Below are 13289 nucleotides of genomic sequence, written 5' to 3'. Positions count from 1 at the left end.
TCACTACCTCCGCTTTTGTTTATAGTCCCCAACTAAGCTCCTCTTGATATGTATACTGATTCCCGCCTTCATAGGCGACTTGACCATAATATACTTTCACACCTAATTCTATTGAAATCCCTAGTCCAACCGTATGAATCTCAACCTCTGAGTTATGATACTTTAATCTGACCGGACATTCGTAACTAGCTTGTGCCCCGTTGTGCTCTCTTGAAAGATTGATATACACCTCTTCATTACTCAGATCGTTAGAGCCATATTCGTACCATTCCCATGTGTCTTCATAATCTCGATGAGAGTCATCCAAGCCACTGAACAGGTTAACGTCCTGGATAAAATCCGTCATCTCTCGTTTGATATAAAACCAGAACTGCTTCTGTCCCATATTTCTTCGCTCCTAATTCATTGCTATCCTCTATCTATAGAGAAGCTCTTTCATATATTTCAGTGAATACTGAATCATAATAATGCTCAAGGCTAAGTTAATTGCAACCAGACTAAGACATGCCCATCTAACCACATGTGCAATATTAATATTTACCATGAGAATAGATACTTCACTTGTACCAAGGAACACACTGGCAATTAACGTAACAATGCTTAGAAGAATAAAGGCACTGATCATAAATAAAATAAGATACAAGGGCTTCTTGGCATTCTTATTTATGTAAGCTTTTCTATAGTTACTGGATAACATGCCTTCCCCTTTTAATCCTTTGATATAATGATCCCATCTAAAGGTACCAATGCTCGCCACAAGTGCGGCGATGGCTAATGCCCCGGTGATGTTGACCTGAACGAACAACTCTATAAAATCTTTGAGATCTTTTGGCTTCGCATCAATCAAGATTAAGAATAGCAGTAGTAATATCGCACTAAATGAATGAATAATGATGTATTCGTACCATTTCAGTTTTACTTTTCCCTTATCGTACCTCTTCAACATTGCAACTCCTTCTAGTTATTCATGTTGTTGTGGAATCTTCCTGCGCATATACAATGCGACCTCTTCACTTCCTGTATCGTTATTGGAGTATAGCGAGAGGTCAATTCCTTCGATCTGAAATCCGCATTGCATATAGAACTGTACTGCGGCTACATTGGTATTTTGCGTCTCAACCGTCACCGCTCGTAACCCGTTGTCTCTAGCTAAGTTGGCCATCTTATCGATAAGAATCTTGCCGTACCCTTTCCGCTGATGGCGCTCATGAACCTGAAGATGCCAGATTAACAACGTATTATTCCAGTATTGAGGCTCAGCAATCGCAAGCGCCACTAACTTCTGATCGACATACACCCCATACGAATAACCTAATGTAACAAGCTGGTTATATCGCTTCAGATCCTCTTCATCATTCATTTCTTCCTTCACATACGGCGGATCTACATCAATGAGATGGAGTCGTACCGTGTAAGAGTAAGGTATCTCCGTCTCTTCTCTTGAACATTCGAATTTACGCGTGGATACGTATCCAAAATGACCGAGCTGAGCAAATTCATCCATCGTTATCGATGTGATTGGTCTTAATTCCACAGGCAGTCCTCCTTATAACTGTAATACAATGCACTCCCATCAATATATAAGCAATCCCATTCTCTGTATACAGGTTGGTCGAACATCATCACGATTTTCTTCATGGATTGTACTTTAATAAGCTCATCCCTCCAATGGAACATCTAATGTAAAATAAAATCTGACTCCATTGGGCGTATTCACAACCCCGTACGATTGCTGGTGCAGTTGTATAATTTCCTTCACAATGGATAATCCCAAACCGGTTCCCCCTGCCTGGCGACTGCGAGCGTCCTCTTCCCGATAGAAACGATCCCAGATCAGAGATAATTCATGCTCTGCAATGGTCGGCCCCTCATTTTCTACCGAAACACAGACATTCTGCTTCTGTACATCATGCTGGATGAGAATCTGAATTGGGCTTCCTTCGGTACCGTTATGAATGGCATTACTGAGATAGTTCAGGAGTACCTGTTCGATTTTCTCGGGGTCCGCCCAAGCGTGCACATTCCGATCTCCCTGAATTTGAATCTCCATGCGCTTCGCCTTCGCAAGCTGCTCCATCTTCTCCATGGACTCTAATGCAAGTTGATTCACCGAGAATAACTCACCATGTAACTTCACTGCTCCGGCTTCCAGCCGAGTAAGCTCCAACATGTCTAGCACTAATTTCTCCATGCGATCCGCTTCTCGTAAAATGGTACGGATGTATCGCTCTCTTTTATTTTCGGCGATCTGATCCAGAAGCCCTTCGGCATACCCCTTCACAACACTAATCGGTGTCTTGAGCTCATGAGATGCATCGGAAACAAAGCGCTTTTGCAGCTCTTCCATTTTACTCTTGTATTCCATCTCCAGCACGAGCTTCTCATTCGTCAATTGAAGCTCCTTCAGTGTGCGATCCAGATTCGAAGAAAGGCTGACCAAGCTCTCTGACAGACTTCCCAGTTCGTCTTTACTTTCAATAGAAGAGATCGCAGTGAAATCAAGCTTCGCCATACGTGCCGCGTTTCGGTTCAGCTGTAATAGCGGACGTGAGACCATTTTGGAAAATAAGAACGAAAGAACCACAATAAGCAGCAATCCCCCGGTAATACTGAAAAAGGCATAATATACCTCAAGTGCGCCAAATGCCTCGCCCAGCTGGGTTAACGGTGTTAGTGCAAAAAGATACTCGGTCACCTTCCCATCACGCAAGATGGGCTGGACAAACACGAGATTATGTACCCCGCTAATGGGTTCCTTCCACTCCATATGAAATGCTTCTCCCCGGTTCACCTGCTCGTTATACTCTGTTGGCAGAGGAAACCACACCTTAAGCGCAGCAGCCATAATGCCTTCTCTGTTATTCCACTGTCCGGGTGCTGGCAACAATAGAGAATCAATCGTTCCGCTCACCTCGATAACGCCTTCTCGATTCGCATTATACGGCAGTGATCCTACCGCAGGCGAGCCATTCTTACGAATGACATAGGGAGAGAATAACGAATGTCCTTGCTCCACATAGTACTCTCCCTGTACCGTTATGCGATCGCCAGGCTGCAAGCCATATGCCGCCAATGCGGACATATCCGGAAAAAAAGAGACTGCAATGGATAACGGCTGCCCTGCGTCTGTACTCAGTTGAATGCGGAACGGGTTATCGTAACGAACCTCTCCGTCTGTATCCAGAATCGCCATTTGCACATGATTTTGCGTAATGAAGCTGCCCATAACGGTTGGCGTCTTCTCAGCAGGCCATTTCTGCTGGGTGTAATCCGAAGCGAAGGAGGCTAACTTTTTCCCTAGTTCAGTCGTACGCTCATGCTGGTAGAAACGTTCGAAGAACCAGAAATGCCCCGCCACAACTGCCGCGAAGAAGACGATATAGAATACCAGGTTCGCCACAAACAGCTTAAATACAATGCCTCTTGGCTTCATGACTCAACCTCAAATTTGTAACCGATGCGAAACACCGTGCGAATGTAACGAGCGTCTGCATCGAGCTTTTTGCGTAGATTTTTGATATGTGTATCCACGACACGGGGGTCACCAAAATAGTCCACGCCCCACACCTGATTTAACAGATGTTCACGCGTTAACGGAAAGTTCTTATTTTTCAGCAAATGCAGCAGCACATCATACTCTTTATAAGACAGCTCAATAGGCTGACCGTTAATCTCCACAAGACGTTTTCTCTCGTAAATGACCGTATTTCCAAAAGAAATCATCGGATCCTCCTGACCCACCGTGTGCTCCACACGTTTCATCAGCGTCTCTGCACGAGCAACCAGCACTCTTGGACTGAAGGGTTTGGTCACATAATCATCCGCTCCCAGTTCAAAACCAAGCAGCTTGTTCTCCTCCTCGGACTTGGCAGTCAGGATGATAATGGGCACCGTGGATTGTGAGCGTATCTGCTTACACACATTCCAGCCACTCACTTTCGGAATCATCAGATCCACAATGACGAGATCAACTGGACGAGTCTCGAATAACTCCAGTGCCTCTTCCCCGTTGGCCGCTTCGATCACTTGCCAAGAGGATTGCGTGAAATAATCGCTGACCAGTTCGCGAATGGATTCCTCATCTTCTATTAATAAAACGGAACGTCTCACAATACTCCTCCTAAAAGTGCATGTTCAAAATGTACGTTTTAGCATGTGGACGTTTTGAACTGCCACTAAAAACACATGAATCACACAACTGTAATGTATTATAGCAACAATGATAATCATTTTCATTAAAATTGAACGTTGAAAAGGAGATGAAGGTGTTCCAGCATGTCTCTCTCAATTCATAGCACATCTCATTCCTCTCCTGCTCAAAAACGCTGGGGTCTATCGAAACGGGTATGGATCTACCTGACTTTGATCGTGCTACTTCTGTGTGGTTGTTACTTAGCCATGATATTTCATTTGCAGTCCAGCCGCAAAGATCCCATTCTGTTCAACTGGTTCGGCTGGTATGATAACGAATCACTGCTGCGCTCGGTCATGGCAATACGTCTGCCACGCATCATCTCAGCAGCTTTAGTCGGAGCGGCACTTGGCATTGCTGGTTGCCTGCTACAGTCGTTAACGTCTAATGATCTGGCTGATCCTGAGGTCATGGGCATTAATCAGGGCGCCAATATGGCGATTGCTGTATTGCTGGTCTTGCTGCAATTTCAGACGTTTCGATTTTTTACAGTTACAGCCTCCATGCTTGGGACAGCACTAAGCGGTATAATCATCTATTTGCTCAGTGTGCGCAGTCGTTTCAGTTCCAGTAGTGTGGTGTTGACAGGGCTTGTGAACAGTCTGTTCTTCAGCTCGATGACAACTACCCTCATCATCTTCCATGATACAGATCTGTATCAGCTTCTTCGCTGGATGGCGGGTGATCTATCAGGTATGTCCTGGGATGACGTCATATTCTCTCTGTTCACGCTTGCTCCTATGAGCATCGTTTGCTGTTTATTTGCCGCTCAGTTAAACGTGTTATCCATGGGTGAGGACACAGCCATCTCTGTGGGACAGCGACTCACTGTTGTTCGCAGCGGGATTATGATTGCGATTATCGTACTGGTAGGTGCAGCAACAGCCATATGCGGTCCGATTGGATTCATCGGTCTAATGGCCGTACATATCGTTCGTACATTGGTAGGTATAGATTACCGTATCATTCTGCCACTCGTAGCACTTACGGGCAGCGTTCTGCTGGTATACGCTGATCTGGTTGGACGAATGTTGTTCTACCCGATTGAATCGCCTGTTGGACTTATTACTGCATTCATTGGAGCCCCCTTCTTCATTGTCCTGATGCGTATGCGTGGGAGGAAGAACGGATGAGAAATATGAAGATTATATCTTTCCGTAGCAAAGGTCGTTACTCTCTTCTAATGGCTACCGTACTCGTGATGATCGTTGTTGTCTTTATCCTGTCACTTCGCTTCGGGGCTACACCGGTTACCTTTGGCGAGATTGTTAACCAGTTTCGCGCACAAGCCGGCACCATCTATGAGCTTCGGTTGCCGCGTGTACTCTGCGCCCTACTTGTAGGTGTTTCTGCTTCTGTGGCAGGAGCTATTCTGCAAACCGTGCTTCGTAACCCACTTGCTTCACCCGATGTCATTGGCGCGACGGCAGGTGGTGGGCTTGTAACCGTGCTTATTATTCTGCTTGCACCTTTAACTCCAGCGATCTGGCTTCCAGTCTACTCGATGGCAGGTTCCGCAGCAGCAAGTGTACTTATTTTCCTTTTGGCTTATCGGCGTCAAGGCAACTCCATGATTCGACTGGCGCTAGTGGGAATCGCTGTGAGTGCGGCTCTGCAAGCCATCATCAAAATGTTAATTGTCAAATACGCCATGAGCTCCAGTCAGGCACTCGTCTGGCTCAAAGGCAGCCTTTACGCACGTAATCTTCAACACGCCGAGCTATTATGGCCATGGACGGTAGCTGGATTAATCGCCGCCATGCTGCTTGTGCGATATCTGAATGTGTTGAAGCTGGATGAGTCGATTCTTGTGTCATTAGGCACCCGCGTACGTACCGTCCGAACATTACTGCTACTCGTGGCATTAGCTTTATCCGCAAGTGCTGCCAGCATCTCGGGTAATCTCAGCTTTGTTGGACTGATCATTCCGCATCTGTCCCATAAACTGACCGGGGAGAACTTCATCCGTTCTCTACCTTTTACCGCAGCTTTGGGTGCGTTACTTGTCATGCTCGGCGATCTTCTAGGTCGCGTCATTGTACCACCGATGGAGATTCCCGTCGGCATCATCACGTCACTTATTGGTGCACCTTATTTTGTATATCTAATCATCAAACAAGGACAGAGAAAATAACGCATATGGAGGAAAAACACCTAATGAACCGTAAATCACTATTCTGGAGCTTCATCTTAATCATGACACTGGTTCTCGCCGGCTGTGGGGACAGACAGCGGGAAACAAAGCAGGGGGGACAGCAGATCAGGGACAAGCTAACAATACTGTTGATACAGACAATAACGAGACGACGTCTGCTTCCGATGCAAACACAGATCAGAGCTCAAGTGAAGACAATGCAGCTAATGCACCGTCCATTACTTCGAATTCCGATGGTTCCTATGTCGTCAAAAGTGCATGGGGAGACACTACATTATCTCGTTCACCACAAAAAATTGTGACACTGCACTTCTCCTTTACAGATGAGTTAGTTTCACTGGGGATTACACCCGTTGGCATCGCTGGCTCTTACAATGCAGAGGTGCTTGGATATCTGAAAGACAAAGTGACGGACTATACCTTCGTAGGCAATCATCAGCAGCCTAATCTGGAGGTCATCTCTTCCCTCAAACCTGATCTCATTATTGCGAATGCCGATGTCCATGGAGCGATTCGTGATGATCTGGAGAAGATCGCACCAACCATCGCCCTCTACACCAACGGTTATGGTGATATGGAGCAGAACTTTGCTGTGCTCGGAACATTACTCGGTAAAGACAAAGAGCACGAGCAGGTGATGAGTGAGTTCAATTCGAACATAGAACAAACGCATTCGCAAATTACCGGCACTCCTAAAGTTATGGTAGTGAAAGTGCTGGAGAAGAACTTTTATATCTGGATGAAAACATCCTATATCGCTACACTGCTAGAGAAAATGGGGGCAGAGTATAGCTTCGATGAAACCAAATCCAGTCAGCAGCAAACACCAGGTAAAATTGATGTTGCCGATGTTGATCTGGAGACACTAGTACAGGAAAACCCAGATTATCTGGTAATATACGGCGCTCAGGCCGACCTTGATAAATGGATGGGTAACAGCACTTTCCAAACGATTAATGCGGTGAAAAACAACCATGTGCTGGTTGTGAATGACGAAGTATGGGCATTAGGTAAAGGTCCGTTGTCTGGAGCAGAAATCTTGAAAGAGGCTTTGCCATTCTTTACGAAGTAATACAATCACACACATATGTAAAGTAACTCACGGTGGAATATAGCTTGTGGATAGGGTAGTGAGATTCTAACTCACAAGATGTCCACCGTGGGCTTTTTTTGTTATATTCAATCAAACTTTCGTTTTATCTATCTCGTAATGCCATGTATCTAATAAACATCCTCGTACCCCAATATGAACCAACATCTGTGTGCTGCGTAAAACACAATATAGAAGCAGGATAATGTTGCCTCCATTGAAGCTTTGGACCAACCTGGATTTCCTAACTTAAAGACAACCCATTGATCCAATTCAACTCTCAGATCTGAGAGCAGTGCCTGTGATAGTTTCCTTGCCTCGATCTCATCAGCTACAATGGGCTCTGTACATGTGCCTTGGAGAAACATACTGATTAGCGAACCTTCCAACTCATAGCGATTTAGCACCATTGCTTGATCCAACACATCCTCGTTAATTGGCAAAAAGTCAGCATACTCTTCCATGAATTCTTCACTGGAAAGAAGGCATTTCAACAAGTACGTTTTCTCTGTATGTAATGCAAAATCCATAGGCTTAGTATGTCTAAACAACGAAAAGTAAAACTGACTCGTACCTGTGTATCTCCGTTTCAATACATCTATCGTATGGTATGAAATCTCCATGTAAACCTAATCACCTCATTCTAAGTAACCTAGATAATCCCTTCTCTTACGAGCTCGCTTTTTCTGGAGCGTCTCAAGTTGATTTCATGAACTAATCCAATCCGTTCCCCAGTCTGTCCGGTATACAACATTCCACAGGTTCTGCACTTCTTCACCACGATGTCCCTCAGTTCATCCGTGTAATATTGAAGCTCGCCCTGACAAACATCGCAGCATTCTTCATATGACTTATGGTAAATAAGAAGGCTTCCTATTAACGAAATATATTGTTGATAATACGACTTCACTTCTCGCTCTACCTGCATTCTCTCCATTATTCTTGTACATTCTTTTACCATATCATTGGAAAATGCTAATTCTTCGGTATCCATATGTAACAGTTGATCATTCAGCCAATTCGTCCAATCTGGAGATGTATTCTTTATAAATTTCTCAATATGTTTCCACGATTGTTGAATCCCTTCAACTACTCTTTCCGGACTTACCTGCTCCTGTTCAAATATCACATGTGTAACAAGGATTTCGTTCGCTTTTTTGATATGACCATAGATGTTCATCATCATTTCACCATCTCATTCTATTCCCAATCTTCTGTATCGCGATGCCTACCTAAACCTACAGTATCAAACTCGTCTTTGCCCTGTAATTTGCATACTCCTAAAATTTCAAGTGATCGGTTGATTGCAGACTGACTTAACGTCTCCTCGAAAATAACCTCACTGGAGTCCCATACCATTGCATTCTGTGAGCCTGTTCCTCCGAAATATTCAGCTTCAATATAAGCGACCAAGCCGAGCTTAGAGATTTCTCTACAATAGGAACTAATGATATCCGTCAAATACTCATAGTTAGGTATGGTTGTACCTTGATTCTTATTAATCTCGTCATATAGCTCATCTGTTAGGGGGATAACGATTAATCCATTGTATAGCGGGATGACCTTAGCGCTCGTATACTTGTCCTTTAATCGTTTCATAACATCAAGTGATGTGACTATTCCTCTAAAATCGTATCCCATGGTTGACCTACCCTACTTTTTATATTTCCCTCTATGATAATAAGCTTTACCGCCTATGATCATTTCGATCATTTTGATATATTTCGGAATTAAATTTCCCAGTACGAAGAGTTCATTAAATGTATCACTTTGACGAAGTTCTTTCTTATTACTGGTACGTAAAGAAACACCAAAGTTGCAGCCTTCAGGCACGGTGTCATCCCATTCTTGCAGAGTTCCTTCTTTAAATGGCTTAGATATATTTACTTCTATCTGGTCTTCATCATGCGCCCAGCTCCAATTATTTTCATTTTCAAAATCAAACTGGAAGGCATCAGTATCAATTAATGCACTTAAGCTTTTCGTGAACTCCTCTAATGTTAAATTAGATTGGAACGCGATATGCTCAAAGATCCCATTCTCCATCTCGATGTTCACCCTTCTCTATGAATCTAATTATCTATTACACAGCTACACATCTGCTTGGATCAAACGATACTCATAATCAAACCCTGCATAGATCGCCTTAACGTATAATACACTTTCCCTTCCGTATGCTCGTATGTATTAAATTGCTCGTCATACTTAAACGAACCCATTATTTTACTATGAATTTCCTTTTGCATGAATGACTACCTTTCTTTTTCTATCATATGTATTTATCTGAATTAACAACTAGCGTGTAATCCGTACCTATACTTGGTGAAGTCCAACGTATGATTGATTTTGGATTGAAAGAACTCTTGATGCGCTTGCGTTATTCTAAAATACCCAAAAACAGGATGCTCTTCGGATAAACCCAATACATTACGGTATTCCCATATGGTCACATCTCGAATTTCCTCTTCAGCAATAACGATAGCCACCTCAGCGTCTACTTCACTCCATTCGATCGATCTAGTTACATCTTTTTCCTCATAATAATAAGGAGAGATACACTCTTCCACAGATAAATTTTTGCTCCTAGCAAATTCAATGGCCTGGTATGAATCATGACTACTACCGATGAACATATAATAATCCCAACCAAAGTGCACAAAAAAATGATCTTTGGCGTACAACTGACAATCCGCATAATTTCTGAGTATCATCTTGCAGATTGTGCGAATTTCATCGGTGTTATATACCCCATCTTCCTGTATTAAAATTTGACTAAATTCCTGTTCATATAACACAGAATGTTGATCTTCTTGTGAGATTGATCGATCCGATACTTGAATAACCCGTAGAGTCTGCAGTTCTGCTTCCTTTAAAAACACCATGATTGTGTCTATGTATGTTTCTTCAACAAGAAGGTATTGTTCCAATGTGAATACATTCCCTTGAATGACTTTTCCAATCTCGGATGGGCATGTCCATTCATCTAGTACATTGTTGATTTGCCATTGATTATTCATTTTATTCTCTCCTGGGTACAAATTGTTCTATGCTCTTAGCCCAATAAGGAACACTTTAAAACTCTCACTACATTGCTCCCTAGATATTAATCTCATCCCAGTTCAGAATGACGTAGCCAATTTGAATGACGATCATAACCAGATAACTTATCCCTATAGCGAGGCTGAACTTAATACTTTTCTGGCTGACCCTATGCTCCTCTGTACTGATCCTACCATGACGTAGTCGGGATTGAAGCCTGTTCTTTGTTTTCAAGATCAAGTGCAACTCAATGATTCCGAATACTGCCCAGAGCAACGTAAACATCAATAATACCGCATTTGAAACAGACAAGAGAAACAGCACGCCCTCATCCGAAGTTGTACCATATTTGAAGCTCAAGTTGACAATCAGGGTCAGGATAAAGAAAGCAATACCAATGTAACTGTAATATGGTGTGTATTTGGAACTTCTCAGGATCACTCTTCCTCTCTAGTTGTTCTTATGTATTTTGCTCAAAACCAAAATTCATAAAACTCTTCCGAAAACCAAAACCATACAATCCCCATGATCATCATAACGCTTCCGCATATTTTAAATATTACTTCTACCCATCTTGGAATATCGCCGCTCGGTGGGTTATCCTCGAACTCCGAATTGGGTTTAATACGTCTGTATCTCAAGAGGACAAAGCACTTATACAGAATGTCCGGAAAAAAGTACACAATCACTCCCATGATAAACATCGGGATGGATAAATAGCCAAATGTACTACTGGTCCATTCCATCTCGATCATTTTCATTTTATAAGGATACAGATCCATTAATCTTTTATTTAGCAAAATGTGCCCGCTCTTCCTGCTGGGAACTAAATATATGATCTGGATACTTGTTTACCATGGGAGGAAGCTGATGTGCAGGAAAAAATTGAAGTTCCTTCATCTCGTCATTATCGGGAGAAAGTTGTCCGGACGTAATACTACATTCAAAAATAATCGTGACGTATTCGACCTGATGGCCGTTCGCGTAGGTAAACCGTTGCTCTTCACCACCATATACCCCAATGATCTTCTCTGGTTCAACCACAAGCCCCGTCTCCTCCATCGCCTCTCTAATCATCGCTTGGGCAGGTGTCTCACCAAGTTCAATAGCTCCGGCAATCAATCCCCAAGTGGACTCCTTATGCTTACGACCAAATAATATCTCCCCTTGTTCATTACGGATAATCCCAGCGACCCCTGGCATAAAAATAAGCTCGTTTCCAATCTTGTCTCTTAGATTTTGGTAATAGTCAGACATGCCCATATTCTTAAATTCCTCCTTTGGGTGTAACGGTACGTATGTGCACTTGCCACATCATTTATTTAGCGATCTGAACAAGTTTCTACACTTTTGTATCAATAATATGGTTGTGATCATCTGAATTATCTTGGTTCTGTCTTTTCACTTCAGCTCTTAAGTACCTAACTTCTTTAATTAGAACATCAAGTCTTCTCGACGTTTGGGATGAATCTATGGCATAACGGATAACAAAGGCAATGATTAGAAACGCAAAAAAGCTCACGAATATAATCAATAAAAGACCCAACAATCCCATACAAGTACAACTCCTTACTAACTAAAACTATATATCTGCGATTGCACATGAATGCTTATCTCAATGTTTCTAATCAGATCGCATTCAATATGCCCCTATTCTATTTCTACCAGAAAATCCTTACAGCGAACAATCAGTTCAGGCAGGCATACACCTTCTTGATCTGAGACGAAAATTTTGCTGCATCGGGAATTCTTGTCCGTTTATAATAAGCGGTTAATTGTTTAGGATGATTTTTGACAAAATCATATTCAATGATCGTACTCGCGATGACCGACCTCGCAAAACCTAGAATCTCAACAACTTCAGAACGATCAACTTCATCAAGCTCCTCACCCTCAGGAAATTCACCGTCTGGATCATCATCTAACTCTTCACTAAACGTGATTCGAGCCACTACAAAAGACATGATGTTATCCTTGTCATTGTTGTATTGCTCCAGTAACCATTGAATGCATTCTTCTTCTGTTGGCAGAGAAGCGCCAAACCCTTCAAGCACATACTTCCGTTCCTTAAAAGCATCCATTAATAAGCTCGCTTCATAGCTGCCATGCTCGACAAATTTGATGTGGGGTTTAAGCTGAAGCAGATCTGCTATAACGACTTGATACCAATCACTTGTTAGAAATTGTTCGAATGTCTTCATTAGAAAATCCTCCCTATATTAAGACGTACTAGTCTACGTTAAGGTTTGGAAAAACTTGTGTTTCACCTCTTTTTGGTTCCGTGCTGCCCATTCCTCTAACTCTTCTAACCCTGCGTTCTCTTGGCTAGATTCAAAATAAAAACATAGATCCGAAGGAACGAGTCTACGACCATAAAGCTTAATACCAATTCGCTTGTAGGTCATATAGACACACTCGATTTGGGAGGCGTCATACCTCTTGTTTTTGGTCGATATCACATAATCTTCGCATAGAGTAATGCTCGGCTTGGGCGAGAATACACGACGGATTAGAATCACGATATTAATTACAATAAAGGCCATGATAAACAGGATAAAATATTTTAGAAAACCCTCTCCGCTAAGTTGATAATTTCTAACCAGAAAAATTCCAAGAATCAGCATGCCTACTAACATCAACTTGGCTTTCGGATAGACAGTCAAATAACTCATCGTTATCCCCTCTAACTGATCATCTCATCTTAGTAGCATCTTACCACACTCTCCGCGTTTGAGATAATAAGGATATACTAGTGGTTTTTGGCTGTTATATAAATGTAATGAAAAGCCAAAAAACCTCATTCTCACTGCGAG

Annotated in this window: 18 protein-coding genes; 4 read left to right on the top strand and 14 right to left on the bottom strand. The window is 42.7% G+C overall.

Annotated features, from left to right (window positions below):
- Positions 1-19: 19 nt before the first annotated feature.
- The 5 genes from DMB88_RS08170 to DMB88_RS08150 form a co-directional block, all read right to left on the bottom strand.
- Positions 20-385, bottom strand: coding sequence for a hypothetical protein (locus DMB88_RS08170; protein ID WP_128100957.1), 366 nt, complete (start codon positions 383-385; stop codon positions 20-22).
- Between the two features lie 30 nt (positions 386-415).
- Positions 416-946 (bottom strand): hypothetical protein, encoded by a 531-nt coding sequence (locus DMB88_RS08165; RefSeq protein ID WP_128100956.1) that lies wholly within the window; start codon positions 944-946, stop codon positions 416-418.
- A 15-nt stretch (positions 947-961) separates the two neighbouring features.
- Positions 962-1534, bottom strand: a complete 573-nt coding sequence (locus tag DMB88_RS08160; protein WP_128100955.1) for a GNAT family N-acetyltransferase — start codon at positions 1532-1534, stop codon at positions 962-964.
- Between the two features lie 123 nt (positions 1535-1657).
- Positions 1658-3433, bottom strand: coding sequence for a sensor histidine kinase (locus DMB88_RS08155; RefSeq protein ID WP_128100954.1), 1776 nt, complete (start codon positions 3431-3433; stop codon positions 1658-1660).
- Positions 3430-4110, bottom strand: a complete 681-nt coding sequence (locus DMB88_RS08150; protein WP_128100953.1) for a response regulator transcription factor — start codon at positions 4108-4110, stop codon at positions 3430-3432. The genes DMB88_RS08155 and DMB88_RS08150 overlap by 4 nt, the downstream gene beginning before the upstream one ends.
- A 165-nt stretch (positions 4111-4275) precedes the next feature.
- Here DMB88_RS08150 and DMB88_RS08145 point away from each other — a divergent pair, with 165 nt between their 5' ends.
- Genes DMB88_RS08145 through DMB88_RS08135 form a run of 4 tightly spaced genes read left to right on the top strand, consistent with a single transcriptional unit; the run spans position 4276 to position 7419 of the window.
- Complete coding sequence (locus DMB88_RS08145) at positions 4276-5325, top strand: FecCD family ABC transporter permease (protein WP_128100952.1); 1050 nt, start codon at positions 4276-4278, stop codon at positions 5323-5325.
- Positions 5322-6326 (top strand): FecCD family ABC transporter permease, encoded by a 1005-nt coding sequence (locus DMB88_RS08140; RefSeq protein ID WP_128100951.1) that lies wholly within the window; start codon positions 5322-5324, stop codon positions 6324-6326. Before DMB88_RS08145 ends, DMB88_RS08140 begins: the two co-directional genes overlap by 4 nt.
- Positions 6327-6349: 23 nt before the next feature.
- Entirely contained in the window at positions 6350-6649 is a 300-nt protein-coding gene (locus DMB88_RS30180) for a hypothetical protein (protein WP_164848645.1), read from the top strand.
- On the top strand, positions 6646-7419 hold the full coding sequence (locus DMB88_RS08135; RefSeq protein WP_164848644.1) for an ABC transporter substrate-binding protein: 774 nt from the start codon (positions 6646-6648) through the stop codon (positions 7417-7419). The genes DMB88_RS30180 and DMB88_RS08135 overlap by 4 nt, the downstream gene beginning before the upstream one ends.
- 149 nt (positions 7420-7568) lie before the next feature.
- Here the strand turns inward: DMB88_RS08135 and DMB88_RS08130 are convergent, their stop codons facing one another.
- From DMB88_RS08130 to DMB88_RS08090, 9 genes are all read right to left on the bottom strand, one after another.
- Positions 7569-8060, bottom strand: a complete 492-nt coding sequence (locus DMB88_RS08130; protein ID WP_128100949.1) for a hypothetical protein — start codon at positions 8058-8060, stop codon at positions 7569-7571.
- Between the two features lie 29 nt (positions 8061-8089).
- Entirely contained in the window at positions 8090-8623 is a 534-nt protein-coding gene (locus tag DMB88_RS08125) for a hypothetical protein (RefSeq protein WP_128100948.1), read from the bottom strand.
- A 14-nt stretch (positions 8624-8637) separates the two neighbouring features.
- Positions 8638-9078 carry a hypothetical protein gene (locus DMB88_RS08120; RefSeq protein WP_128100947.1) on the bottom strand — a complete coding sequence of 147 codons (441 nt, stop codon included), beginning with the start codon at positions 9076-9078 and terminating at the stop codon, positions 8638-8640.
- A 12-nt stretch (positions 9079-9090) separates the two neighbouring features.
- A complete protein-coding gene (locus DMB88_RS08115; RefSeq protein ID WP_128100946.1) occupies positions 9091-9483 on the bottom strand; it encodes a hypothetical protein in 393 nt (130 codons plus the stop codon).
- 242 nt (positions 9484-9725) lie between these two features.
- Positions 9726-10454 (bottom strand): DUF7683 domain-containing protein, encoded by a 729-nt coding sequence (locus DMB88_RS08110; protein WP_128100945.1) that lies wholly within the window; start codon positions 10452-10454, stop codon positions 9726-9728.
- Between the two features lie 79 nt (positions 10455-10533).
- The gene (locus DMB88_RS08105) at positions 10534-10917 is read right to left on the bottom strand and encodes a hypothetical protein (RefSeq protein WP_128100944.1); all 384 of its coding nucleotides are present in this window, start codon (positions 10915-10917) and stop codon (positions 10534-10536) included.
- A 348-nt stretch (positions 10918-11265) separates the two neighbouring features.
- Positions 11266-11739: an NUDIX domain-containing protein gene (locus DMB88_RS08100; protein WP_128100943.1), complete on the bottom strand. Its 474-nt coding sequence runs from the start codon at positions 11737-11739 to the stop codon at positions 11266-11268.
- A gap of 425 nt (positions 11740-12164) precedes the next feature.
- Positions 12165-12677 carry a hypothetical protein gene (locus DMB88_RS08095; protein WP_128100942.1) on the bottom strand — a complete coding sequence of 171 codons (513 nt, stop codon included), beginning with the start codon at positions 12675-12677 and terminating at the stop codon, positions 12165-12167.
- Between the two features lie 33 nt (positions 12678-12710).
- Positions 12711-13148: a hypothetical protein gene (locus DMB88_RS08090; protein WP_128100941.1), complete on the bottom strand. Its 438-nt coding sequence runs from the start codon at positions 13146-13148 to the stop codon at positions 12711-12713.
- Between the last annotated feature and the right edge of the window lie 141 nt (positions 13149-13289).

This window comes from Paenibacillus sp. DCT19 (assembly GCF_003268635.1).
In the GTDB taxonomy this organism is placed as follows: domain Bacteria; phylum Bacillota; class Bacilli; order Paenibacillales; family Paenibacillaceae; genus Paenibacillus.
This window is presented reverse-complemented; position numbering and strand designations above follow the sequence as displayed.

Bases quoted from the DNA above. Each gene is read 5' to 3' on its own strand.
- DMB88_RS08110 (WP_128100945.1), bottom strand. From the start codon at position 10,454: ATGAATAATCAATGGCAAATCAACAATGTACTAGATGAATGGACATGC.
- DMB88_RS08115 (WP_128100946.1), bottom strand. From the start codon at position 9,483: ATGGAGAATGGGATCTTTGAGCATATCGCGTTCCAATCTAATTTAACA.
- DMB88_RS08090 (WP_128100941.1), bottom strand. From the start codon at position 13,148: ATGAGTTATTTGACTGTCTATCCGAAAGCCAAGTTGATGTTAGTAGGC.
- DMB88_RS30180 (WP_164848645.1), top strand. From the start codon at position 6,350: ATGAACCGTAAATCACTATTCTGGAGCTTCATCTTAATCATGACACTG.
- DMB88_RS08170 (WP_128100957.1), bottom strand. From the start codon at position 385: ATGGGACAGAAGCAGTTCTGGTTTTATATCAAACGAGAGATGACGGAT.
- DMB88_RS08140 (WP_128100951.1), top strand. From the start codon at position 5,322: ATGAGAAATATGAAGATTATATCTTTCCGTAGCAAAGGTCGTTACTCT.
- DMB88_RS08155 (WP_128100954.1), bottom strand. From the start codon at position 3,433: ATGAAGCCAAGAGGCATTGTATTTAAGCTGTTTGTGGCGAACCTGGTA.
- DMB88_RS08125 (WP_128100948.1), bottom strand. From the start codon at position 8,623: ATGATGATGAACATCTATGGTCATATCAAAAAAGCGAACGAAATCCTT.
- DMB88_RS08100 (WP_128100943.1), bottom strand. From the start codon at position 11,739: ATGGGCATGTCTGACTATTACCAAAATCTAAGAGACAAGATTGGAAAC.
- DMB88_RS08130 (WP_128100949.1), bottom strand. From the start codon at position 8,060: ATGGAGATTTCATACCATACGATAGATGTATTGAAACGGAGATACACA.
- DMB88_RS08095 (WP_128100942.1), bottom strand. From the start codon at position 12,677: ATGAAGACATTCGAACAATTTCTAACAAGTGATTGGTATCAAGTCGTT.
- DMB88_RS08120 (WP_128100947.1), bottom strand. From the start codon at position 9,078: ATGGGATACGATTTTAGAGGAATAGTCACATCACTTGATGTTATGAAA.
- DMB88_RS08145 (WP_128100952.1), top strand. From the start codon at position 4,276: ATGTCTCTCTCAATTCATAGCACATCTCATTCCTCTCCTGCTCAAAAA.
- DMB88_RS08165 (WP_128100956.1), bottom strand. From the start codon at position 946: ATGTTGAAGAGGTACGATAAGGGAAAAGTAAAACTGAAATGGTACGAA.